The sequence below is a fragment of the Paenibacillus sp. OK003 genome (assembly GCF_900109515.1).
Lineage (GTDB): Bacteria > Bacillota > Bacilli > Paenibacillales > Paenibacillaceae > Paenibacillus > Paenibacillus marchantiae.
This window is the reverse complement of sequence record NZ_FOBD01000001.1, coordinates 1-25,086: the sequence shown is the minus strand read 5'-3', so window position 1 is coordinate 25,086 and position 25,086 is coordinate 1. Positions and strand designations below refer to the sequence as shown.

21 protein-coding genes are annotated in these 25,086 nt (G+C 47.0%); 4 read left to right on the top strand and 17 right to left on the bottom strand.

The window, feature by feature from the left end:
• Positions 1-39: 39 nt before the first annotated feature.
• From BMW94_RS00100 to rpiA, 12 genes are all read right to left on the bottom strand, one after another.
• Positions 40-666 carry a GDSL-type esterase/lipase family protein gene (locus tag BMW94_RS00100; RefSeq protein ID WP_090993391.1) on the bottom strand — a complete coding sequence of 209 codons (627 nt, stop codon included), beginning with the start codon at positions 664-666 and terminating at the stop codon, positions 40-42.
• Between the two features lie 193 nt (positions 667-859).
• Positions 860-4,027, bottom strand: coding sequence for an MMPL family transporter (locus BMW94_RS00095; RefSeq protein ID WP_090993388.1), 3,168 nt, complete (start codon positions 4,025-4,027; stop codon positions 860-862).
• Positions 4,024-4,482 carry a MarR family winged helix-turn-helix transcriptional regulator gene (locus tag BMW94_RS00090; RefSeq protein ID WP_090993386.1) on the bottom strand — a complete coding sequence of 153 codons (459 nt, stop codon included), beginning with the start codon at positions 4,480-4,482 and terminating at the stop codon, positions 4,024-4,026. Before BMW94_RS00090 ends, BMW94_RS00095 begins: the two co-directional genes overlap by 4 nt.
• Positions 4,483-4,694: 212 nt before the next feature.
• The gene (locus BMW94_RS00085) at positions 4,695-5,132 is read right to left on the bottom strand and encodes a GNAT family N-acetyltransferase (protein ID WP_063564697.1); all 438 of its coding nucleotides are present in this window, start codon (positions 5,130-5,132) and stop codon (positions 4,695-4,697) included.
• Positions 5,133-5,195: 63 nt separating this feature from the next.
• On the bottom strand, positions 5,196-6,182 hold the full coding sequence (locus tag BMW94_RS00080; protein ID WP_175480537.1) for an N-acetylglucosamine kinase: 987 nt from the start codon (positions 6,180-6,182) through the stop codon (positions 5,196-5,198).
• Between the two features lie 70 nt (positions 6,183-6,252).
• The gene (locus BMW94_RS30325; protein WP_175480536.1) at positions 6,253-6,435 is read right to left on the bottom strand and encodes a hypothetical protein; all 183 of its coding nucleotides are present in this window, start codon (positions 6,433-6,435) and stop codon (positions 6,253-6,255) included.
• Positions 6,436-6,459: 24 nt separating this feature from the next.
• Positions 6,460-6,684, bottom strand: a complete 225-nt coding sequence (locus tag BMW94_RS00075) for a hypothetical protein (protein ID WP_090993382.1) — start codon at positions 6,682-6,684, stop codon at positions 6,460-6,462.
• A gap of 27 nt (positions 6,685-6,711) precedes the next feature.
• On the bottom strand, positions 6,712-7,674 hold the full coding sequence (locus BMW94_RS00070) for an alpha/beta hydrolase (protein WP_090993379.1): 963 nt from the start codon (positions 7,672-7,674) through the stop codon (positions 6,712-6,714).
• Positions 7,675-7,729: 55 nt separating this feature from the next.
• Complete coding sequence (locus BMW94_RS00065; protein WP_090993377.1) at positions 7,730-8,242, bottom strand: response regulator; 513 nt, start codon at positions 8,240-8,242, stop codon at positions 7,730-7,732.
• Positions 8,243-8,417: 175 nt separating this feature from the next.
• On the bottom strand, positions 8,418-8,876 hold the full coding sequence (locus BMW94_RS00060) for a MarR family winged helix-turn-helix transcriptional regulator (RefSeq protein WP_090993375.1): 459 nt from the start codon (positions 8,874-8,876) through the stop codon (positions 8,418-8,420).
• 15 nt (positions 8,877-8,891) lie between these two features.
• Complete coding sequence (locus tag BMW94_RS00055; protein WP_090993373.1) at positions 8,892-9,488, bottom strand: GNAT family N-acetyltransferase; 597 nt, start codon at positions 9,486-9,488, stop codon at positions 8,892-8,894.
• A 26-nt stretch (positions 9,489-9,514) separates the two neighbouring features.
• Positions 9,515-10,186 carry a ribose-5-phosphate isomerase RpiA gene (gene rpiA / locus BMW94_RS00050; RefSeq protein ID WP_090993371.1) on the bottom strand — a complete coding sequence of 224 codons (672 nt, stop codon included), beginning with the start codon at positions 10,184-10,186 and terminating at the stop codon, positions 9,515-9,517.
• Positions 10,187-10,817: 631 nt separating this feature from the next.
• Between rpiA and BMW94_RS00045 the strand changes: the two genes are divergently transcribed.
• Together BMW94_RS00045 and BMW94_RS00040 are read left to right on the top strand one after the other, a co-directional pair.
• The gene (locus BMW94_RS00045; protein ID WP_090994198.1) at positions 10,818-12,560 is read left to right on the top strand and encodes a methyl-accepting chemotaxis protein; all 1,743 of its coding nucleotides are present in this window, start codon (positions 10,818-10,820) and stop codon (positions 12,558-12,560) included.
• 46 nt (positions 12,561-12,606) lie between these two features.
• Positions 12,607-16,314 (top strand): non-ribosomal peptide synthetase family protein, encoded by a 3,708-nt coding sequence (locus tag BMW94_RS00040; protein ID WP_090993370.1) that lies wholly within the window; start codon positions 12,607-12,609, stop codon positions 16,312-16,314.
• A gap of 100 nt (positions 16,315-16,414) precedes the next feature.
• On the opposite strand, the gene BMW94_RS00035 is transcribed toward BMW94_RS00040, so the two are convergent.
• The 3 genes from BMW94_RS00035 to BMW94_RS00025 all read right to left on the bottom strand — a co-directional run bounded on the left by BMW94_RS00035 (position 16,415) and on the right by BMW94_RS00025 (position 18,467).
• Positions 16,415-17,035 (bottom strand): TraX family protein, encoded by a 621-nt coding sequence (locus tag BMW94_RS00035; RefSeq protein WP_254790060.1) that lies wholly within the window; start codon positions 17,033-17,035, stop codon positions 16,415-16,417.
• Between the two features lie 52 nt (positions 17,036-17,087).
• Positions 17,088-17,585 (bottom strand): GNAT family N-acetyltransferase, encoded by a 498-nt coding sequence (locus BMW94_RS00030; protein WP_090993368.1) that lies wholly within the window; start codon positions 17,583-17,585, stop codon positions 17,088-17,090.
• 408 nt (positions 17,586-17,993) lie between these two features.
• On the bottom strand, positions 17,994-18,467 hold the full coding sequence (locus BMW94_RS00025) for an RbsD/FucU family protein (protein ID WP_090993366.1): 474 nt from the start codon (positions 18,465-18,467) through the stop codon (positions 17,994-17,996).
• Positions 18,468-18,713: 246 nt separating this feature from the next.
• Here BMW94_RS00025 and BMW94_RS00020 point away from each other — a divergent pair, with 246 nt between their 5' ends.
• Positions 18,714-19,142 carry a MarR family winged helix-turn-helix transcriptional regulator gene (locus BMW94_RS00020; protein ID WP_090993364.1) on the top strand — a complete coding sequence of 143 codons (429 nt, stop codon included), beginning with the start codon at positions 18,714-18,716 and terminating at the stop codon, positions 19,140-19,142.
• Between the two features lie 31 nt (positions 19,143-19,173).
• Entirely contained in the window at positions 19,174-20,496 is a 1,323-nt protein-coding gene (locus tag BMW94_RS00015; RefSeq protein ID WP_090993362.1) for an MFS transporter, read from the top strand.
• A gap of 96 nt (positions 20,497-20,592) precedes the next feature.
• Here BMW94_RS00015 and BMW94_RS00010 read toward each other — a convergent pair whose 3' ends face one another.
• The gene (locus tag BMW94_RS00010) at positions 20,593-21,894 is read right to left on the bottom strand and encodes a bacillibactin exporter BcbE (RefSeq protein ID WP_254790059.1); all 1,302 of its coding nucleotides are present in this window, start codon (positions 21,892-21,894) and stop codon (positions 20,593-20,595) included.
• Positions 21,895-22,070: 176 nt separating this feature from the next.
• Positions 22,071-24,983, bottom strand: coding sequence for a glycoside hydrolase family 3 C-terminal domain-containing protein (locus tag BMW94_RS00005; RefSeq protein ID WP_090993360.1), 2,913 nt, complete (start codon positions 24,981-24,983; stop codon positions 22,071-22,073).
• Positions 24,984-25,086: the final 103 nt, after the last annotated feature.

Here is a 25,086-nt window from a genome sequence, read left to right as displayed (position 1 = left end):
TCCGAGGTAATAGTCATGCTAAGCTACACTGCCAGCTGATCAGGCAAATGGATAGTATCCTGTGCGATTCAACTGTTCTGCAATCACACGATAGCCTTTTGCATTTGGATGAACCCTGTCCCAAAATAACAGTTCACGTTCACGCCCTTCAAATCGGTCATAGACCTGAGCACAGGCATAGTTCCCCGATCCCGCACCATTCAAAAATGAATTATACTGCCGCACCCAATATGAAGCTTCCGCCGCTTGCGGATACGGGTTGTACAACCCAATCGTACGGACCATATATACACTGTTTCCTTTCAACTGCCGGATGTGCCTCATAATCTGGGACACGTTACTGCGAGTATCCCCAAGCACCTGTGTCATCTTACTTGCATTCGGGATCCCGCCACTCGCTTTGAATGTACGGATCAGATCGTTCCCACCAATCGACAACGTAATAATATCCGCCTCACGCAGCGATTGCCGCACTCTTGGGTTGTTGGATATCATCTGCAGCATTTCCCCTGACGTAAGTCCATTCACTCCCAAATTATCCATGGATACAAACGTACGCACATTCGTTTCTGCCATTCTCCGATATAAAGGAACAAAGCCGGTGCCCAGCAGCGCTCCTGTACCTACCGTTAATGAATCTCCTATTGCCACATATCGATATACCATCCCGCCGCCCCTCTCTGCTGTGTTATAAACTACTCCATATCCAATTCCTATATATCGTATGAGAGGAACGGAGACAAGGCGCGGGATGGTGTCCGTAGGCATACACATTTATTTCCGTTTCACGAATGGTTCGCACAACATAATACAGAAAGCCCCGCCGGGAATCCAGCGGGGCTGTTCATAAATCATATGATTACATGCCTATGTTACGATCCGAATCAACGGAATCTGCCTGTTCTTTGTTCGGGAATGGCCACCAGTTGGCACGGCCAAACATTTTCACCATTACAGGAACGAAGAATGGCAGGAATAGCAGCGAATACAAGATTAGGCCGCTGAGTACAACCGTCGCAATCTGCATCATCGAAAGAACTCCCGAAGGATACATTGCGGCAAAGGTTCCACTCAGAATGACGGCTGCAGACAGGATGACCGTACCCATGTTTTTCATGGCATACAGCATGGCATCCTGTACTCTCATGCCTTTATTTTCATTGAAACGGTCCATCAGGAAGATGCTGTAATCCACTCCCAGTGCAATCAGCATGACAAAGCCGAAGAACGGCGTAACCCAACTGATACCCGAGAATCCAAGTATATTTACAAAGATCGCTTCAGTCAGGGCCATGGAAGTGAAATAAGCCAGCAACAACGAAACGATCAGATACAGCGGCATAATAACCGAACGGAGCAGCAGGACCAGAATGATAAACGTGCCTGCAAGCATCAGCATAACCGTGCGTGTGTAGTCGTTGTTGGAGACTTCCTGCAGATCTGCAAATGTACTGGTTACCCCGCCTATGGCAATATCCGCTTTTTCAAGTGCACTTCCCTGTACGGCACGATGTACAGCAGCTTCGATATCTGGAACACGATCAATCGCTTCAGTTCCATATGGATTCTCGGCAAAAATAACGTCAATTGTCATCGTTTTCCGATCCTTGGACAGATACGTATCAAATACCTGTGTGAAGTCTTTACTATTCAGTGCTTCTTCAGGAACATACCAGCCTGCCAGATCGGAATCAGGAGAGTTTTGCAATTGTGTCAGGTAGTCCTGTGCTGAATCGAGTCCACCTGAAACCTGTTCGATTCCATCTACACTCTGATTAAGACCATCTGTCAATTGAGTCAGTTGACCACTCAGATCCGAGAAGCCTTGCTGAATTTTCTCTTGACCACCCTGAAGCTGACCAAGTCCTTTCTGAATTGAAGGAATTTCACTAATCACTTTACCTTGACCGTCAGCGGCCTGTTTAAGACCGGATTGCAATTGACTGATTCCCGTCACAATCTGACCCAGACCATCGGCAAGTGCCTTCTGTCCGGATGCTGCGGAGGCAAAGCCTTCGTTCGCCTGATTGATTCCCGCCGCGGCTTCGCCCAGCTTGGTTTGAATTTGACCCAAGCCTTGAGCGAGCTGTGCCGTGCCGGTACCTGTTTCACCAAGGGTGCCTTTGACCCGCTGATAATCGGCGTCTTGCAGCAAGTCAGGATAGCGCTCCTCAAGCGCTGTGAACGATTCATTCAAGCTGGTCAACGCTGTAGATACACCTTTGAGTTGTTGCTGTAGTCCACCTACACCATCACCCAGTGCAGCTACACCTGCGCCTGCCTGACGATAGGCTTGAAGCAGCTGATTGTTGGCCTGTGCAAGTTGATCTGCACTCGTTTTGGCTTTCTGCAGACCTGCTTTTAGATCACCGGCGCCCGAGGAGCCGTCACGAATGCCTTTTTCAATCTGCTGAAGTCCTTCCGACAACTGTGTAATGCCTGATTGCAGTTGGGATGTACCTTTGGTCAGTTCTCCAGCCCCATCCGCAGCTTCCTTAAGTTGTGGTTCATTTTTGCTTAACTGACTGCTGGTTTCGCTCAGGCCATCACGGATTTTATCCAGACCCGTTTTACCTTCGCCCAAACCATCAGACAATGTCCCTACTTGCTGTGTCACTTCAAAATCCTTGATCTCATCACCGGTTGGACGTGTCATGCTGCGGACACCAGAGATCCCTGGCACCTTCTCCACTTCCCGGCTGATCTTTTCCGAAAGCGCCATATACTTGGCGTTATCCATGGCTTCATCATTCTGGATAACAACCTGACCCGGTAAGGATTCACCCGGACCGAAGCTGTCCGAAATGATATTGAATGCTTTGACCGAATCATATTTCTCACCAATCTCATCGAGACTGTTAAACGACAGTTTGCCGTCGTAAGTCGCCAATAATGGGACACATACCGCTGCAACAATGAGCAGGGCTGCCCATGGACGTTTTAAGGAAAAACGACCGGCTGCACCATAAATCTTACTCTCGGCATGTTCCAGTGAACCTTTGGATGGCCAGAACAGCCTTTTGCCCAGCACTGCCATGAAAAATGGAACAATCGTGACTAATGCCAGCATCATCACGGCAATACCGACAGCAACCGCTACCGCAGAACGATACAGCATAAATTGTGCAAAACCGATGGCAATAAATCCAACCAGCACGGCGAGTGCGGAGAAGAATACCGTTTTGCCTGCAGTGCGGTAGGTAGCAATGATGGCATCCCACGTATTTTCATGATGAGCCAATTCTTCCTTGAACCGGCTAATTAACAGGATGCAATAATCCGTACCAATCCCGAACATGACCGCCACCATAAAGATCTGCGTAAATGTCGATATAGGGAAGTCTAGGCCGTCCACAAGGAACGCGACAATCTGCTGTGAAACAATGTAGCTGATCCCCACCGTAAGCAGTGGAACAAATGGAGCAACAAAAGAGCGGAATACAAGGAACAGGATGAGCAAAATAAATACAACGGTAATGTACTCCGATTTTTTGAGTCCTTCTTGGGAGCTTTCCACCGTATCCTCATCAATCAAGCCTTTGCCGGTTATGTAATGCTCCACATTGACCGATGACAAAGCCTCATTAAGGTCTTCGCGCATTTCCTTGACTGTACGGTCTGCCTGATCAATGGAAAGCGACGTTAAGATCGTCTTGCCATCGGCAGAGATCATTTTGTCAGATAATTCTGGTTGAGAGAATGGTTCCAGTATGGACAGAATGCCCAGTTTCTCTTTTTCGGCCTCCAGTTTCTTAACGGCCTGTTCTGCCTCTGCTTTACCGTCGGCACCCAAACCATCCGGATTATAAAATACAAGGGCCAACTGACTGCCCTGCTGCTCTCCCTTTTGTGCTGCGGCTTCGTCAAGAATCGCCGCTGCCTTGGTGGAGGAGTGCCCTTCAGGAACCGAGAACTGTCCCTTTTCCCGAATCAATTCACTCATGTTAGGGGCGGTGAACATTAATACGGCGGCCACAACGACCCATAGCCCCATCAACCACCATCGCGCTTTCAAAATCGTTCTCATTCGTTCTCCTGTCCTCCTTCATGCGTTAGCAAAGCTGCGAGCTTCTCAAAAGATTCAATGAAATTCTGAACCTCTTCCGGTTTGAAATGGACCAAATACGGTTCCAGCAGCTGCTGTATTTCCTGTTCCGTTTCCCTGTATACTTCACGTCCATTGTCCGTCAGGGTCAAATAAACAACTCTGCGGTCGCGCTCATCCCCGGCCCGATGGACCAGATCCCGATCCACCAGCTTGTTGACCAGAGCAGTGATGCTGCTCTTGCCCACACACAGAAGTTCTGCCAGATCAGACGGCGTGCATAACGGCTTCTCCTTGATCATACGAAGTGCACAGAACTGATCCGTGGTAATCGTTTGGCCCAGGCGTTCACGTATCTGGGTATCAAAACGTTTGGTTACCAGGAAAGAAGCATCCAAATAGCGGTTAACCAAACTTCTAGCATCTGGTGTGTTCATTCTTCATTCTCCTTCCCCCAAAATATAGTTCACTCATAGAACTATTCTTCAATGAAACTATTCTATAATGAAACTATATTGCAAAGCAATACGTTTTTCCTATTTTTATTAAACAAACGACAAAAAAACAGGACGTCTGATTCAGCTGCTTCGCCGAATCCAACATCCTGTTATGATTATGCTCTCTTTACGTTACACAGTAGTAGCAGATACTAGTCTTCGTCTTGCTCCTCGTCCTTCTCTAATACACAGCGGAATCGCTCCACACCCGGATACAGCTCACCCAGGCTGTACACTACGAATCCCGTATTTCGATAAAACTCTACAGCTTCCACATCGGTCTCTGCGATCAGTCTGTCCGGATTATATTTGGCCAGCACCTGTGAAATCATGCCACGACCATAATTTTTAAAACGGTTCTCAGGCAGGACAGCGATGTGATGAATAGTGATCTCACTCGTTCCTGTACTTTCATATCCAATCAGACCGATCAGCTGGCCTTCGTCTTCATAACCGTCCAAATGCAGCTCGTCCTTATTAACATACTGTTGTAACGCACGATTCAGGTGATCCGGGTCGGGGAAGACCGAGTAGGACAACAGCTCCTGCACTTCCGGCTCCTGTATGCGTGATTTCAATTGAATTAACACCCTGATTCCTCCTATAACTTGCTTGATTCCGTTATCGTATTGTAGTCGTTAGCCTTTAAAAGTTCAAGTCGTGTGCCGTTTCAGCTCCGATTGGAGTTCAGACGTGATACTTTCAGGCACCTGGATTCCTGCCAATTGATACGCATCCAGCAGCGCACCTCCGACTGCTGGCACATGGCTGGTCATGTAATGAATCTGTTGTCCACCCGGTTTATAAGCTGCATCCAGTCCCCTTCGAACGGCCTCCACCATATAAGGTGTACTCAGACAGCTTCCTGTAAGCGTCATGGACACCTGCTGGTCTTTAAAACACGATGCAAGCATGAGAATACCTACAACAGCCGTATCCGCTGCTGAGTCACATACTCTGACCGCAAGAGGAATATTTTCGGCGGCTGCTTCGGTAACCAAAGGAGCCATTTGACCAAAGATCCGATTGAGGGCCTGTCTATTTTCAGCAAAACCTGATACGCCCAGTGCAGCAAGTTCCGGAATCGAAGTTACATTCCAATAAGCTAAGATCTGCTCGATCCAGGATTGGTCCTGCGGACCATAACGTCCCGCCAGGATGGAATGCACCACGTCATAAGCCAAAAAACGAGCTGCTGTTGGCGCATAGTGGCCGAACTGGTCATTGCGGAGCCAGGTCCCTTGTTCCGTTTTACCCAGAATCAGAGAGCCTGTGCCTCCAATAGCTACAATGCCCGGCTCACCGCCAAAGGCTGCTGTATGGGCAATATGCGTGTCATTTACTGCGCTGATTCTGCCCAATATACCGGTTTGGGCAAGTAGAGCTTCAGCCCAGACCGTATCTTCTGGCTGATCCAGGCCTGCCATTCCTGCCTGAATGGATGCAATCTGCTCCACTTCTAACCCGGCTCCGCGAATGGCTTGAGCGATGCCCTCCAATACATGCTGCTCTGCATTGGCATCATGATAGCGGTTGCAACCACCCTTTTGCACATATGACAAAACCTTTCCGTTCTCATCGGCCAATGCCACCCGTGTATGGCTTCCCCCGCCATCCATTCCAATCACATATGTACTCATTCTGATCCCCCATGTTCTGGTGTGATGATGTCCCCTGCCCCATGATACTTCTCGTGATGTTCCTATTAAGCTACCGAGTAATACGAACTGCCGGGACCTTACTACGTGTAAGTAAACGCTCAAGCATATCCATAACCATAGGCATGGGCCTCGCCATCCAGGTACCGGACGCGAATAATTCATTATTCTGATAGAAGTTGGAATGGTAACCTGCCTCTGCTTTCCGTGCAGCCTTAAATTGTTCATTCCCCATACAAGCACCTCCATAGCTTAGATGTTAATCGTCAATGTCCCCGAACCTGCAAACAGAATAATGGTGAGAATAAGCATCACTACAAAATGCCCCGGTGACGAGCAATTTACCTGTATCCTGCTTATACGTATTGTCATTAAATAACATCACGCCGCCAACGGTCATGGCTACCGGAGCAAGAAACAGTGTCATCAGAACAAGCAACACAATTGAATATCGATCCAATATCAATTCATCATTTTCAATCATGCATCTTCTACTTAATACCCAGGATGCTTAATTGGAATCAGATGAATGCTGCTGGTTCTTGGTCAAAAAGGATTCAAGTACCTGCTCGTATCGGGTACGATCCACTTGAAATGCTGTTCCATGACCCGCACGGGGAATAGTCAACAGTTCCTTTTCTGTCGGACATGCTTCATATAGTCTATAGACCATTTCTGTCGGAACAAACGTATCTGCCTCACCATGAATAAAAAGAACCGGAACTTGAACTTTGGAGAGTTGATTTAGTGCCGATGCCTCCCCAAAGAAGTAGCCCGCCTTCCATTTGGAAATGAGACTGGTAACGGGAATAAACGGAAATGCGGGCAACTTGTATAGTTGCTTAAGCTGGAAGGTCAGCTCCTCCTTCACGGAGGTATAAGCACAATCCGATACGATGGCCTTCACCTGATCAGGGAGAGCTTCGCCACCTGTCATCAATACCGTAGCGCCTCCCATCGAGATTCCATGCAAAATGATCTCTGTCTCTGTGCCGATCTTGCCCTGAACCCAATGAATCCATTGAACATAATCTTTACGGTCCAGCCAGCCGAATCCGATGATGTTACCTTCGCTTTGTCCATGACCACGATCATCCGGCATCAGTATATTATAACCCCGTTTTTCAGCATAAAAGCGGGCAAAACCCGCCATCTCCCTACCTTTTCCCGAATAGCCATGAGCCAGGATAACCGTTGGCTGCTGCGATCCACTGGGAGAAGGAAGCCATGTTCCATGCAGCTTTAATCCATCATGTGATTGGATATATATATCTTCGGTTGGCTGCGTATTAAGCCACGCCAAGTCAGAAGCACTGCTGATATTTTCGTTATCCGGCTCGGACATCAGGTTCGGATTATCAACCAGAAATGATTTTGGAGCACGCCGAATGGCGGTTTTGAAGAAGTAAAGTCCACCTAACCATAGTAAGGCAAGAACGATTATCACCAGAACAGCAAGGCCGTATAATAACATGAACATTTCCCTCTCTTTCAGTCGATCTTCCACGTGAAACATGTATGTAAATTATCTAACGTTTTGCCACTTCTTCGGACAAGGATCGTTGTTGCCACCTCTGAATCACGTTGTTTAGAGCTTCAAGTGTGAAGGGTTTGCCGATAAAATCATTCATCCCGGCTTCAAAACATTCTTCTTTCTCTTCATCCATAACTTTTCCTGTCATCGCAATGATCGGAATGGGCTGCCACATCTTATCCAGCTCTATGGCTCTGATATTACGTGTCGCCTCCAGTCCGTCCATTACAGGCATCATGTTATCCATCAGGATCATACTATATTTATTGCTGAGAAAAGCTTCACTAGCCTCTTCCCCATTAGAGACAGTATCCACCTGGGTCATGCCCAGCTTTTGGAGTTGCATCTGCACAACCTGCCGATTGATGACGTTATCGTCTGCCAGCAAGATGGATATCGGAAGAGATGTACGAAGCTGCTCCTGGTTCTCCTTGCCGTGAATCCTCTGATTGGGTAACGATTCAATCATTCTGCGCGATGACTTCATTTCGCCATGTTCTTTAGACATCACATGATCACTCTCCTAATCGTGAATTATGCCATATTGCTTATACGAAGGCTTCACTCAATTTTTTGCAGCAGCTTCATCAGCCTCGATCATCCGCGTTCAAATACAGCCCATCTATTCATTATACATGAACGACGAATGGCATACATTCATATAAAAAAACTGACCTGCGTTATTAACGCAAGTCAGTTTTCCCCTCTGCAGCGAGTCCAAGCTTTTTTAATAAACGAATTGCATCTGCCTTTTCCGAAGGTTCCAGTCCATCGACCGCATCAATGATCACCTGGTGGTGCTGAGGAAAGATTTGTGTAAACAAATGTCTACCTTCCTCCGTCAATTCAGCGTATATGACACGCCGATCTTCCTTGGATGCTCGACGAATCAGCAGATTTTTGTTCTGAAGTTTGTCCACAACATACGTAATATTGCCGCTGGACATTAACACTTTCTCACCGATCTTTTGCAACGCCTGCGGCCCTTTATGGTATAACAAATCAAGCACGCCAAATTCTGTCGTATTCAGTCCATGACTCTGGATATCCCGGTTGGATCTGGATGTAACGGAATTGTATGCGCGAGCGAGAACCACAAATAATTGTAAAGACAGTTCCCGATTGTCCTCCTTGTTCGGCATTTCTATAATCCTCCATCAGTTGTTTACATTTCGACCTGCGCCTGAAGATCGTATCTGCTCCCACTCTTCGCGCAGCATTCCCATACGAATCGAATCATAATGCTTGCCATCCACGATGCGGCATTTGCGCATGCGTCCTTCCACCTGCAGCCCCGCCTTCGAAGCTGAACGCATCATTCGTTCATTGCCAGACCAGGTTGTCAAACCAACCCGGGCCAGTGGCAAATGCTCGAATAAGTGACTGGACCACATCTGAAGTACTCGCGTGCCGATCCCCCGCCCCCATTGGGCTGATTGATATAGCACGATTCCCATTTCTAGCCACATGGATGGACGATGTTCCCAATAATAGCTGATTGTACCGACGATTCGGCCATTCCACTCAATAATTCGAATGGAGTCCGGATCATCATTGCTCTGAGTTGCTTCAAGTCTTCTTAACATGCTCCGCTCGAAGTCTTCGTAGCTCTCATGTTCAAGGGCATAATATGGTGCATCCCATTGTTTCCATTCCGGTACGTCTTCACTGTAGATCAATTCATAGAGTTCAGTCAGATCCTCTTTCTCAACACATCGAAGAATAATTTCACCATGCACTAACGGGGTTTCCATTATCTATGCATTGACCACCTTTCCGCTCACGAACGATGACGCTCATCGATGCTGCCATCATCCTTCGCAAGAATGACGGTGTCCGCCATGTTAATAAACAGTCCATTATCGACAACACCTGGTAGCATATTTAACTGCACGTTAAGCTCCGCAGCCTTTTCTATGGCTTCCATGCGGCAATCCGCAATGAGGTTTCCATTATCCGTAAGATAACGTTGATCCCCATTCATGCGCCATTCCGGGTGACATCCGAGTTTCTCCAGCGCCTGGAAGGTCCACTCTGACGCAAAAGGGACCACTTCAACCGGCAACGGAAATTTCCCCAGCTTTTGTACGGCTTTGCTGCCATCCGCCACAATAATCAGTTTGTCACTGTTTGCAGCTACAATTTTTTCACGCAAAAGCGCACCGCCACCGCCTTTGATCAGGTTAAACTCGGGGTCAACTTCATCTGCACCGTCAATGGTCAGATCCAGACGTCCAATCTGATCAAATGGAACGATCGGAATTCCCCATTCCTTGGCGAGCTTGTCCGATGCTTCCGAAGTAGCTACTGCCTGAATGTTTAACCCCTCGCGTACCCGCTCACCAATTCGACAAATAGCGTAATACGCCGTTGACCCTGTACCCAATCCAACCTTCATTCCATCTTGAACATATTCTGCCGCGCGCTCAGCTGCTATCTGTTTAAGATTCATCTATAAACCCCCGCCTGCTCATGATTTGAGAAATGCATACTGTAGTTATTATAGATAAAACCGCTTCCGATGTATATCTGTGGATGACGTGTTCAACTGGGAAACTTGGCCTGTTTCTCTACTTCACATGTATCATTGATCTTGCTTATGTACATTCTTGGTTAGATTCTCCTCCCTGATATCTTATTGGTGTGGCAGAAGAAAGTCCGTTTTCTGTTGTTTTCACTATTTTTTCAATGTTTAAGGATGTTTTTTAACCCACCATGTTATAGAATACAGAATGAAACTAAAAAATGGGAATTATTTTAAATAAACAGTTCTAAGTACCTACATCTTACTTCCATATGTCCATAAATACGTAAAATATTAAAAAAGTTTTAACAAAACTATTCAATTTGACGACATTTTATACGACATATTAAGTATAGATGTGTTTTAATAATTAGACACCTATGGGTATCTAGGTAAAAATATCTCTACATAGCGACCAGGAACCCAAGACCATGGTCGCACATTTTGCCTTTGGAGGGGATAAGGGAATGACTTAATTTGCTTCATGAAGACACCAACATATTATCAATTCAAAGAAGATCAGGAGTGGACTTTAGTGAAATCATTAAGTTGGAAAAGCATGTCTTTTTTCTCCAAAAATCTGTTGCTCTCATTTACAAACATTATTATCATTGGGGTGGCACTTATTGCCAGCAGCTATTACTTTCAAAAAACGATCCTCGTAGACCAACTACATGGTCAAGTAGAACAAATCACTAAAAAATGGGCAGAGGGTATTGATTCCACCGAAGTGCAGGCTGCGATTACAGAAGCCAATTATGATGGAAAAGCACAAACCAAATTGCGTGCCTATTTCGATGAAATGCAGCAATATTATCCCAACATTGCACAAGCCTACATCTTTGGTGTCGAGCTCGGTGGAGATAACAAACGATTAACTTCCCTTGTTGCCATGCCAACCAATCTGAAGGAAGCCTTCCAGAGTGAAAATGTTAATATCGGCGACATGTATGAACAGCCTGTCGTTGTGGCAAATGCATTGAAAGAAATGGTGAATACGGATCGCCCAACGTTCACCACATTTTATTCCGATGATTTCGGAACCTGGACAACCATTGCTTATCCGATCAAGGATAGTAACGGCAAGATTTACTCTTACTTTGCAGTCGATGCAGACGCTTCAGCAGTACCTGCCGGACTGAACAAATTGCTCAAGAACGGAATTATCATCCTGGTAGCGTTCCTGCTGTTGTTCTTGATCATCCAATATCTTGTTGTCAAAAACACGCTTTCCCCTATTCGTCACCTGATCAAAGGGATTGATGACGTAAGCCGGGGTAATTTGAATGTCAAAATTCCGACAGGCAAAGACGATCTGGGTATTGTAAATGAAAAGTTTAATATCATGGTACGCAAGATCAACGATACTATCGTTAAAGTGCAAATCACTTCGCAAGAAGTTAACGAGTCTGCCAAGGAACTGTATGAAGTCTCCGAGAGAAACAGCGAGAATGCTGATTCAATCAATAACAACGTTACTCAGATTACATCCAACATTCGTGCACAGGAACAGGCAACCCGGGACAGTGCCCGTGCGATGTCCGAGATGGCTATCGTCATTCAGACTATTGCCAGCAGTTCAGCAAGTGTAGCTGACGAAGCCTATGAGATGGAACGTCGATCCCAACAAGGAAACAGTGTGGTTCGCCAGGTATCTGAGCAGATGAATCTGATTACGGAATCTGTTAAAAACACCGCTTCTGCCATTCAGGTTCTCGAGAGCCGCTCGCAGGAAATCGGCGATATTCTGAATATCATCTCAGGTATTTCCAGCCAGACAAACTTGCTTGCGCTTAACGCATCCATTGAAGCAGCACGTGTTGGTGAAGAAGGCCGAGGATTCGCAGTCGTAGCAGGTGAAGTACGTAAGCTTGCTGAGCAGTCCGAACAATCCACGAGCCAGGTTGCTGTGCTGATCCAGGAGATTCAGGCTGAAATCAGACAAGCCGTTCGTGCGATGGAACAAGGAACAGCTGAAGTGGATACCGGACTCAGTGTAGCTGATCAAACCGGTCAATTGTTCGAGGAAATTCTGGAAGCAGCCAAGAAAGTATCGAATCAGATTCAGGAAGTATCCAGCGCTACAGAAGAAATCTCTGCAGGTACAGAAGAAATGACCGCAACTGCGGATGATTTGTCTGCCAGTGTGAGCAAGACAGCTGATAACAGTGAGCGGATTTCTGCATCCGTTGATGAGCAAAAGGCATCTCTGATTACACTTGTTGATTCCTCTACCCGTTTAAACACTATGTCTGAAGAGCTGCAAGAATTGATATCGCATTTTAATGTAAGCAAACTATAATTCAACCCACAACCTGAACGGTTTGAACCAAGGAGGAACAACTGAAGTGGTCGAAAATCAATCATCATCTCCCCAAACAGCGGAATCTGGCCTACCGGTTCTTCAGATTCCACTGGATTTTGGGCGCCGTCAACAATCTTTCGCTTATGAGTCTGCTCATATTTCACTGCAATCGTCCCTCGGTCGAGAACTGAAACAAAAATTCGGCTCAGAGAGCGTATATCCAGCATTATTGTCTGCCTACGCAGCATTGTTGTTCCGTTTATCAGCTGAGCAGGAACTTGCCATCGGCACACTGGCTCCCGATCGGACAGCTTCCCATGTGTTATTGCAGATTCAAGGCAAGTTAACTTTTAACGAGCTGATTCATCAGATTTCAGATCAATTCCAGCAGCATTACACGCTCCAATCTGGTGGCAATCCGGAAACGCTGTTTATGTTTAACAGTGTACAGCTGCCTAAAGCTCCTCAATTGTTAAATTGGAATATTCGTGATGATCAGGATATGCTTACGCTGGATCTGTTCTATGACAGTTCACTTCTGAATGAAGCTACGATCACAAGATATGCAGAGTATTATCAGACTCTTCTTCTGGCTATGCTGCGTGACCAAGACAAAGCCATTGGTACGGTGGATATTTTGTCCGCATCAGACCGGTTGCTTTATCGAGAAATGAATGATACCGCCGTTCTCGAACCGGAGCATCAGACGATTCATGGCTGGTTCGAAGCAACAGCAGCCGAGTATCCGGAATCGCCAGCAATTACTTCATCAACTGGTCGGTACACCTATAGGGAATTAAACGAACGCGCCAATCAGGTTGCCCGTGTGTTGTTATCCAACGGATTGCAAAAAGGAGAATTCGTCAGCATCTTTATGGAACGGAGTCTGGAAACAATTATTTCCTTGCTCGGTATTCTCAAAGCTGGCGGAGTATACGTTCCTGTCGACCCTGAGCATCCGCAAGAACGCAACAGTTATATTGTCGAAGATACAGCTTCATCCTTTGTCCTCACCAAAGAGTCCTCTTTACCTGAAGCCTCACGATTATTCTCAGGGATTACTACCGTTCGCCAAATTCTGGCCGTAGACGGGCGCCTTGCCGGATTTGCAGCAAGCAATCCCAACCTGCATATTCAGCCAGATGACCTGGCATATATCATCTATACCTCTGGATCTACCGGCAAGCCCAAAGGTGCACTTATTGCCCATCGGGGTGTTGCCAATCTCGGTAGTGTGGTGCAGCAAGATTGCGATATTCAACCAGGTGACGTATTAACCCAGTTTGCTACATACAGCTTCGATGCATCAGTGTGGGATACGATTGGCGCCTTGTTCTACGGGGCAGAGCTATACCTGTTGTCGGCGGAGGAACGTGTCTCCGTGGAAGAGTTTGCCACTGCAATCGAACGTACAGGCACCACCATTATTACGATATTGCCTACTATATTTTTCAATCAGCTTGCCTCCTTCCTGTCTGAGGAAGGCTTCCACAAGCTGGCCAAAGTTAAAATTATTACCGTAGCCGGAGAAGCTCTCTATGGTGAACAGGTTCGTGCCTTCCAGCGCAAATTCGGCAACCAGATTGATATCGTCAATGTATACGGACCTACGGAATGTACGGTAGCGACAGCAACCCACCGAATTAGTGAGCAAGTTCCGGATAGTGTCGTTAACATTCCAATCGGCAGACCAATTCATAACTATAAAGTGTATATTGTCAATGAAGAACAGCAGTTATGCCCGGTAGGTGTTCCCGGAGAGGTATATATAGCAACACCCGCTTTGGCCAAAGGTTATCTGAACCAACCGGAGCGTACCGCGCAGGCATTCATTGATAATCCATTTGCGATCGATGAGAAAATCTATAAGTCTGGCGATATTGCCAAACTGCTCGATAATGGATTGCTGGAATATGTCGGACGCAGCGACTCGCAGTTAAAGATTCGGGGCCACCGGATTGAGATTGGGGAGATCGAGGATCATTTTGCCCGCCTGGATCAGGTTCAGGATGTTGCCGTGATTCCCAAGAAGGAATCAGATGGTCAAAACATGCTCGTAGGGTACTTTACATCCAAAGATGGCAGTACACTTTCCGTTGCAGACATTAAAGCCGAGCTAACGGCTAAGCTTCCTTCCTATTTTGTACCGAAGTGGATTTGTCAGCTCGATGAAATGCCGATCGCACCGACAGGCAAAATCAATCGTAAAGCGATGGTATCCCTGCCTCACGTAGAACGTCATGAAGATCGACCTGATCGGGTACTGCCAGAGACGGAAACCGAAGCGATTATTCTAGAAGCATGGAAAGAAATTCTTCAGCATGATGACTTTGGTGTGGAAGACAGCTTCTTCGCCATTGGCGGTGATTCTCTTCGGGTCATCCATGTGCTGGTCATTCTGAAGCCGCATTATCCGCAGCTGAAGATTGCCGACTTTTTTGCGGAGAAGACGATTCGTGCCCTGGCACAACGCGTGGAAACGCTTGCACAATCTACAGATGAAGCTGTGCATTCCTCAGTGAATGACGGTGTAATCACCCAATTGTCAGAACATCCTGTAGAGCTGAGATCCCAGATTGGATATCCGGAAATTCTGAATCCTGAGCATGTGCTCCTGACCGGAGCTACCGGATATCTTGGATCACATGTGTTGCAGCAGTTAATTCTAACTTCGAATACACGTATCTATACTCTGGTTCGCCGCCCCGCAGACGGAAACTCTGCAATGGAACGACTGAGCAGTGTCATGAAAGGCTACTTTGGATCAGAACTGCTACCTCTCCTCGCATCCCGCGTCGAGATTATCGAAGGTGATCTGGAGCAACCGAATCTCGGTCTTTCAGACGAACAGACGACTTATGTGCAAGAACGAATTGACCGTGTCATTCATTGTGCCGCGGATGTACGACATTTCGGAGATGCAGCACAATTCGCCAAAACCAATGTCGATGGAACCATCGCATTGCTTAAACTCGTTCGCAGCAAACCGGGTGCCTCCTTCCACCATGTATCCACGATGGGCATACCGGAAGATCTTGCACTCAGTGGACAGTGGGAATCCTCATTGCAATATGATCGCTTCCCCGCGGATCTGCACGTGGACAACCTATACTCTGACAGCAAGCTTGAAGCCGAGAAAGTGCTTATGATTGCTGCCGAAGAGGGTGTGCCTGTGAGCATCTATCGTGCAGGTAATCTGACCTGTCATTCTGAGACGGGACGTTTCCAGTCGAATATCGATAGCAACGCCTTTTATCGTATGATTAAAGCGATGTTATTGCTGGGCAAAGCTCCGGCAGCCGACTGGATGGTTGATTTTACACCTATTGATTATGCAAGCCAGGCAATTGTACATCTGGCATTACGCCAGGACACAGCAGGCCGTGTATTCCATATCTGTAATCCGGAGCCAATCAGCTACGATGATCTGATCCGTTCTGTGAACCGGGCCGGTTATGAAGTGCAAACTCTTCCTTTTGCAGAGTACACCAACTGGTTGTTCGATGGCAGTGTCAGCAAGGACCCTGAGGCACTTCAACTGGCTATTGCCCAGCTTGAAGGAGACGGTGCCAAGGATTCTGCATACGTTTATGCTTCTCCTGTAACAACCGCTTATGTGGAACCAGCCGGCATTATATGCGCCAAAACCGATGATCGTTTCATCTCAAAAATGCTCGAACATGCCATCGAGATTGGTTATTTCCCTAAGGCCGTCCGAACGCAGTTTGGCACTTTTCCAGCGATGGAATAAATTCAATAAAGTGAATGCTTATATCGCATCCACTGATGAAAATATAAGCCACCTCAACGTCAGTGATGACGGAAAAGGTGGCTTTTTTTATAAAAACTTCTTAAATCCAGCGGATCAAGGCAATGACAGCCAAATGTGCAGGATAAAAATAACGCCAAATCCAACGTGGACCTTTCAGACGGAACCCTGCGTTATAATACTGGGCAATAGCAATGCCTGCGGTAGCAATCACGCTGTACATCTGAATAGAACTGCTGTGCAGAAAAATATATAACACATTTAAGAGCAAATGAGCCATTACCAGTACGGGTCCCTGGAAGTAACGGAACAGCAATACAAGCAGTAAGCCATACATACCGTAATCCATATGGGTCATTTCCATAATCAAGCCTGAAACGACGACAATCGGAATTCCCAGCATACGGACCGGAAGTTTATCAAGCACGAGCAATACAAGCAGGGCAGACCACAATGTCCAAACCACATTCAGCGAAAAATGATTAAAAGCCGCCATAAACGGCAATTGAGAGATTACGGCAATCCAGAACAAACGCCATATGTATTTTTGTACGTTGCGAGTATGTTTATAACCGATATACACAGCAAAAGCATAGATTGGAAAAGCAATCCGACCAATGATTCGCAGCTCACCCACCTGTGGATAAAAGACGGCTCCGATATGATCGATCAACATCGTGATCATGGCTATCCATTGCATCATTTTGTGCTAATCCCTCCTGCTTATCCTGAACTTCAAGCTCTCCCAGTCTTTATCATGTATGAAGTTCATAATACATGAATTTGGTGTCCAACGTATAGCCTTCCGACTCATATAATGCCTGAGCCTTCTTGTTGCTTATCGCCGTAGAGAGCGCTATTCGCACCGCTCCACTCTCATTTCCCAATAGTCGTGCAGCTTGCAGCAGCTTACGCGCAATTCCTCGCTGGCGATGATCCGCATGTACGTAGAGATCATTAAGCACCCAGATGGGCCTCATGGACACTGAACTAAAGCTAGGATACAGCTGTATAAATCCACTAAACTCACCCGCTAAGGGTTTATTCGTCAAACTGCACTCCTCTTCCTTTTCTGTCTCCAATTCCGATTCGGCAATCAAAATAACAGATTCACTGCGTTCCATACGTTCTCTGATATATGCTCTCGCTCCGTTTAGATCTGTAAGCTGATCGTAAAATATCCTATACTCATTGAACAACTGTGCCACTCCGTTAACATCGCTAAGCTCAGCACGTCTGATCCGATACGCCATCTTCCCTAATCTCCTTATATAAAATGTCTACCCGCTTCCTTCCACCCTCTCATTGTAAGGCACATCTGACAATCCCCCCATTCATCATCTGCATCAAAGTTTGTAATATATATCGATAATCTAAACTTAAAAGTATATTTCATTGGAAGCGTCGCACACTATAGTCAAATTACAGGCTCGGCATTACAGCATAGGGAAGTGAAACTGAAATGGAAAAAGACAATATCTATGATCAGGTTAAAGCACTCTTGCTAGGCGTTGCCGACATGATCTATCAGCCACTTCAAGTCGGACCTTATCGCTTATCGAGTGTATGCCTATATTGTATGTTGTTGTTTACTGGCTCCGTTTCGGGAAAAGCAAAAAGGCGAGCGAGGCTTCTGCCGCCTCGTCGCCTTAACTTTGAATTCAGTTCAATTCAACCTTTTTCGCCTTTGGATAAGGATCTGTATCTGGGAAAATGACCCCTTTTTTCAAAATCAAATTGGCATACTGCGCACGTTCACCGGTTGCAACAATGACATAGGCGCGAGAAGCCCTCTCATAAAACGCGAAACGCTCTTCATGATCAAAAGCATCCGTGATGCCCTCATGGTCAAGGATCAGCCTGCGGTAATCTTCCCAGATGATCGGGACCACTTGATCTCCCTTGACGACCTGCATAACGGCTGCCGGCCGCTCAGCATATGTATCCAGTGGATACATACTTAAAATGGCATCCAGTAACTCCACGGTACCCAGCGCATCACAGCGAATCAGCCGCTGGGCATGACTGGCTGCAGGAAAGTTGCCATCAGCCAGTACCAGCTCGTCTCCATGACCCATCTCAGACATGATCTTCAGCAGTTCCGGAGGTATTATTGCGGGAATGTTCTTTAACATACTCAGCTCTCCTCAGTCAGCTCCAGAATCAGCTGGAGCAGATTCATCTTCTTAACCTCGCCATCATGTTGCCTAATTTCCTAAATAGCGGCACTTCTATTTTATCAGTATTTTCCAACGTTTGCATATTTCAATGTTCACATAAGATATTCATAAATCCATTTTGACAAAATTAATTGTTTAGCATATAGTTGTTATAACAAGTAAATGAATGGAGACTATCTTGCTTAAAGAAAAGAGGATGTTATGGGGAACGACTATTCACTCGATCAATCCATTGGATTCATGCTAGGCTTGACACACCGCAAGGCGTCGGCTTTACTGGCCATTCGTTTCAAACCCTATGATATTACAACAGAGCAATTTTCCGTTCTGTTCAATATCGGTAGAGGTGAAGGCGTGAATCAGAAGGAAGTCGCCACTCGCGTGTATAAGGACCAGCCCACAACTGCCCGGATTATTGATCTGTTGGAGAAGAAAGGCTGGGTCGAACGCCGGACCAGCGAACAGGATCGCAGAGCCTACCTGCTCTACTTGACCGATGAAGGAAAAAAATTGCTTGACCAGCTTGTTCCGCTCGAAAGAGAAATGAATAAAAATCTGACTGAAGGTATTCCCGAAGAACAGATGAAAGCATTTAGACATACTCTTTCCCTCATGAACAGCAACCTGTAACGAATTTTACACCAGGGGGAATGAACAACTAATGAAATCACAATCATCGCAAGTCAAACTATGGACCACCGATTTTATCCTGCTCATGTTATGTAACTTTCTACTCTTTCTGCAACTTCACATGATCGTCTCCCCACTGCCTTCTTATGTGCAGGACCGTTTTCACGCCAATGCCTTTGAAGTCAGCCTCTTCACCTGTCTTTTTGCCCTTAGCGCCATTACTGCCCGGCTCTTTTCAGCCAAAGCATTGGAGAAGGGTCTTCGTAATGCCATGATCTATATTGGCCTGACGGTTGCCTTACTCGCTACACTTGGATATTACTTTGCTGCCGGGATTGCGGTCCTGTTATTGCTGCGTATGGTGTTTGGTATCGGATTCGGCATGAGTAGCACGGCTTTCCCGACTATGGCATCGGATATTGTGCCTGTCAAACGGATGGGTGAAGGTATGGGTTATTTCGGCCTGTCCACAAGTCTGGCCATGTCCATGGGTCCTATTATTGGGGTCACCGTGCTCCAGGGCGCCGGGTTCGTGACACTCATGTTATGTACGGCAGGTGTTATCGCGGTCATCTATCCACTCAGCTATTCACTGACACGTAAAAAAGCTCGCAGGGTCAATGATGAAGTAGTGCCGACGCCACCATTTGAAACAGCTGCGATATCAGGCACCAAGGTCAAGACACCTTTCAACCGTAAACTGATTTTGCCAAGTGTACTGAATTGTTTGCTGTCCATCACGTATGGCGGTCTGGTCGGATTTATCGTTTTATATGGAAAGGAAGCCAACCTGGCTAACCCTGCACTGTTCTTTTTGTTCAATGCTCTCGCTGTACTATTAGTCAGACCGTTTGCAGGACGAATCTATGACAGCAAAGGTCCAAAAGCGTTACTGATTCCCGGAGCAATATTCATTGCTGCTGGACTGATCACGCTCTCCTACGCTTCGTCGATGTCCGTCTTGTTTGTCGCTGCATTTTTATACGGAATCGGTTATGGTTCGATACAGTCTTCCATGCAGACCTGGATGATTCAGATTGTCTCCCCTTCACAGCGGGGTATGGCTAACGGCATGTTTCTGAATACGCTGGATCTGGGGATTGCTCTTGGAGCACTTCTGCTGGGCGCTATTGCTTCCATAACCAGTTATACCGATATGTATCGTTATTCCATTGTGTTCATGGTCCTATTTCTCCTCATATACCTGATTCAAGGGAAACGAAATGGAGGTTTTGCAGTGCCTGTGCATCCACTATTGACTCATACACATATCGCTGCGCAGGATTCCGATCGGCATGAGCATAGTGAAACTGCAACTGAAAATGACACACCTACTCCCCGAAAAGATAATTAATGCCAATAAGCTGCTATACTTTCATTCATTAAAACGCGTTTACTCTGTGAGGGAAATATAAACCCATCTGAGTAAACGCGTTTTTTTATATTTAAATTAGAGTGGACTTTTCTTTCTCCGCCCTGGCAGATAACCACTGGGTTGTTTCAATTCATCATACTCACGTTCACGATGATTTTGACCACTGCCTGATGTGGGTTGATTTCCCTTATCCGGCTTAACTGCCAATAATGTGAGTATCCCTCCCACTGCCCCGGACGCAGCGAGAATACCAAACAGAAGGAAATGGTGAGAAGAGATCAACAATGACACGACAGGAGGACCGAGAGATACACCGATAAAACGCATGCTGCTGAATAACGCCGTGATGGTGCCGCGTTGTTCCTTGTCCACCCCTTCAGTAACCATAGCATCCAGACATGGCAGTGTAGCACCTATTCCTGCTCCGCCAAGGGTGAACAAACCGACCACAACATATATGTTGTCAAAAAGCCCGATAACGCCAAGAGAAACAGTTAAAACAGCAAGTCCGATAAACCCAAGCCATTTCATCCGTGTCTTGTTTTTTCCTATCCATTTTCCAGCAAAGAAAGATGCCAGACACAAGGCTGCCAGCGGTATAGCAAGCACAAGACCTTTAAGTACACCCTTTAATTTGAACTCCGATTCCAACGTCTCCGACAGATAGAAGAGCACACCAAAGAGAACAAACATGCAAATACCGCCGATCGCAAAAATTGCATACAGCCAGCGGCCCTTTTCTTTCAGTACACTGCGGATGGAAGCAACAAATTCGGGAAAGCTCTTTGGTTCTTCCTTCCTCTTGGGTGTTTTCACCAGGAAAATAACCAGGACCAATGAAAGCACACAGAGTACTGGAATAGCCATAAAAGGCAAATACCAAATCCAGACAGCCAAAGCTGCACCCAAAATCGGACTTAGTACCTTGCCGAAGGTATTTGAGGTTTCAATAATGCCAAGGCTTTTACTCACTTCGTTTTCATCATCGAACATGTCGCCAACCAATGGAATGACAATCGGAAAAGCCCCTGCCGCTCCTATCCCTTGCAAAAGTCTGCCACCGAGAATGGTCCAGTATGCCGCATTTCCATTCAGCATCCAGGCTGCTCCTCCTGCAACCGCGCCTCCTGCGGCTGCAATGATGAGACTGGGGATAATAACGGCTTTCCTGCCGAAACGATCCGACAGATATCCTGCAAGTGGAATGAGCAGGATTGCGACGACCGCATAAACCGTAATTAACATGCTGACCTTGAATGAGGACACTTTCAATTCACGCTCGATCTGCGGAAGGATGGGGATCAGCATTGAGTTACCCAGTGTCATAATAACCGGGATGGAAGCGAGTGCGACGAGGTCCCACTTTTTATCTTTCATACCTCAACCACCTTTACAGAATCAGAAACAACAACGTTATTGTGGGTTGATCTGCAGTTGAATATACGGGCTATGTAAAAAAGGTCACTTGGAATGACAGCGCAAAAAGGCTGCCGCACTAAATTCAGTGTCAGGACAGCCTTTTCGCCATGCATCATGAAGATCAACAAATCAACTTATTTCAACACAAATTGCTGGAGGGCTGCACCGCCCTTGAAAACAATACAGAGCTGGTTGATCTCACGCTCTGCCTTCAGGGAACAGCGAGCTGTGTTCCACTGAAGATTCTTCCCGTTGACGGTCCCAGCGGAACCGGGAACGACACAAGTGCCGAGCAGTGGACCTTCCGGACCTTCCGCCCGAATCTCCAATTCGCCATCTTCTCCGAAGGCTGCCACCCGACCCTCAAACTCACTAGCTTGCCGGAAAGCATTGTCGTGGAATGAGATCCAGGAAGAACGCCCTTCACGATACAACGATTCGCCTGGAGCAATGGCACGGACGGCTGAACGACCTTCTTGACACTCATCCAACAGAACGTCTGCATACGCATCGTAATTTTCCGCAAACGTAGGTACGTTCAGCGCTCGTGCAGGAATGGTTTCACCCTCGATGTGAATTTCTGCGGTCTGACGAATATCTGCCGAGGAACGCCCAGCCATGATTGACCAGGTTGCTGTTTCAATACAATATCTGTCACGAGTGACATCCCAGAAGGACAGTTTCTGAACAGGAATTTCGAAAGAAAGATTTTCCACGGCGCCTGAAGCAAGATGAATACGCCGGAAACCGATCAACTGACGTTGTGGGCGTTTCACCCTTGAGGATTGGGCGTGTCCATACAATTGTACCACTTCATCGCTGGCACGCTCCCCTTTGTTCTCGATCTGCACTTCAATCTTCAGCACATCATCTCCAGAAGATCCCTGTGCATGCTCTACTCGGATTGCTCTATACTCAAATTCCGAATAGGTTAACCCATGACCAAAGGGATACAGGACTGGACCTTCATGATACATATAGGTTGTACCGTTATGAATAATGTCGTAATCCATGATGTCAGGCAGCTGGGATTCATCCTCATACCATGTCATATTCAGTCTACCAGCAGGAGCATAATTTCCGAGCAGAACATCCGCAACCGCATTCCCCAGTTCTTGACCTGCATGCGTCAGGTATACGATTGCCGGAGCCACGTCTTTTAACTCCTGCAGTGCAAAGGGATAACTGCCAACGATGACAACGACCGTATTCGGATTCACTTGGCAGACTTCTCTTACCAGTCGGGCCTGCTCAGGCGGAAGCTGCAGACTTGGGCGATCGATCTCCTCTTTGCCGTTAATATATGGACTATTACCTACAACAACGATAGAAACGTCACTATTCTGAGCAGCTTTTTTCGCCTGCTCTATTCCGTTAGCAACAATGTCCAGCTTGAACACAGGAGGTTTCTGCTTCCCTTCTACGGCATCCGGATTACCAGATGAACTCAAGTCCTCGTCTTTTTGTTCCGGCGTTGGGGACAGCACCAGTTGCCTCTGATGTTCATCCAGCCTCAGTGGCAGTCCGTTCCACGTACGCAACGTGCTGGTTCCATCCGCTTGTGAATCAATCTGTACCACTTCCTTGACGAACCAGCCACCAATCTCCGGCGCATTCGCCTGATAGATGCCCTGTTCGGTTAACGAAACATAGCGATTGTTTTTCACACTGCGAAGTGTGTGGCTTCCCCAGCCCCAGTCCTGATGGATGAACTCGGCGGCCTCCGCACTGCCTTCCGGCACGGCAACAAGCTTTCCTTCCACACCAAGCGTGATCACCTTTCCATCGGCTGTCTTCAGACTGATGCGATCATTGCCATCTGCAAATGATACTTCTGCTCCGCCAAGCTGCTTGCGCAGTCCTTCCAAAACGGTAACTCGATAAGGCAGTGTGCCGCTATACCAATCGGTATAGACCACATCCGCGAGGGGACCGATTACGCTAACCTTCTGCAATCTTTCCGATTGGAGAGGAAGCAGTCCGTCATTTTGGAGTAAAACGATAGACTCGGCTGCTGCTCTATAACTTAATTTGGCATGTTCAGGCGCACACAATACAGATTCCGATATTGAAGCATACGGGTTAAGTCCCGTCTGATCCAGTTGTCCAAGCCGCATCCGCACGCCAAAAATATTACGAATGGCCCGGTCAAGATCCTCGACCTCCAGCAAGTTACGCTCAAGCGCCTCTTCCAAGGCAGATACGACTAAATCAACCTCGTCCGTCAGACAGTCCACACCTGCCTTTATAGCCCCTGCTGCCGATTCCGCATGCGTGGCATGATAACCGTGATCATTGACCGTCTGGGACAAATCTCCCCCGTCACACACGATAAATCCAGGCATAGCCCACTCACCCTTGACCACATTATTCACGTATGGACTTTCAATAGCGGGTGTGCCGTTGATCGAATTGTAGGCTGTCATCATGGACAAGGCCCCACCTTCTATGAAAGGCGTCTCGAATGCTTTTAAATAATATTCACGCAAGTTACGCGGATCGATGCTGGATGAACAATTCAACCGATCCTTCTCATTATTGTTGGCAAAAAAGTGCTTCAGCGTCGCTACCATTTTCAAATAGAACGGGTGGTTACCCTGCATGCCCTTCACAAGAGCAGCCGACATTTCACCTGTCAGTACGGGATCTTCACCATAGCCTTCTTCCGTTCTGCCCCAACGCGGATCTCGTTCCAGATCGACGGTTGGCGCCCATAAGGTCAAGCCGTGACGCTCGGGTGCACGATGGTGGTATGCTCTGGCTTCATCTCCGATAACGGAACCAATTTCGCGCATGAGCTTCGTATTCCAGGTACTCGACAGACCGAGCGGCTGCGGAAAAACAGTAGCCTCACCGATCCAGGCAACCCCGTGAGCCGCTTCGCCTCCTACATTGTAACCGGGTATTCCCAATCGGGGTACTGCTGCTTCACGTGTAGGAATTAATCCGATTTTCTCCTCCGTTGTCAGACGCGCAATCAAGTCATTCAATCGTTCTTCCAATGGTAATGCTGCGTCCCACATCGGATATTGCATATACTCTTTCATACTAAACCCTCCTCGTATAGTATTTTTTGAAGGCAGTTTTGACTGAATTACCAGTTCCCGAGGGAACTGGCGAACGCCTTGTGAATTTCCAGTTTGCTCTTTG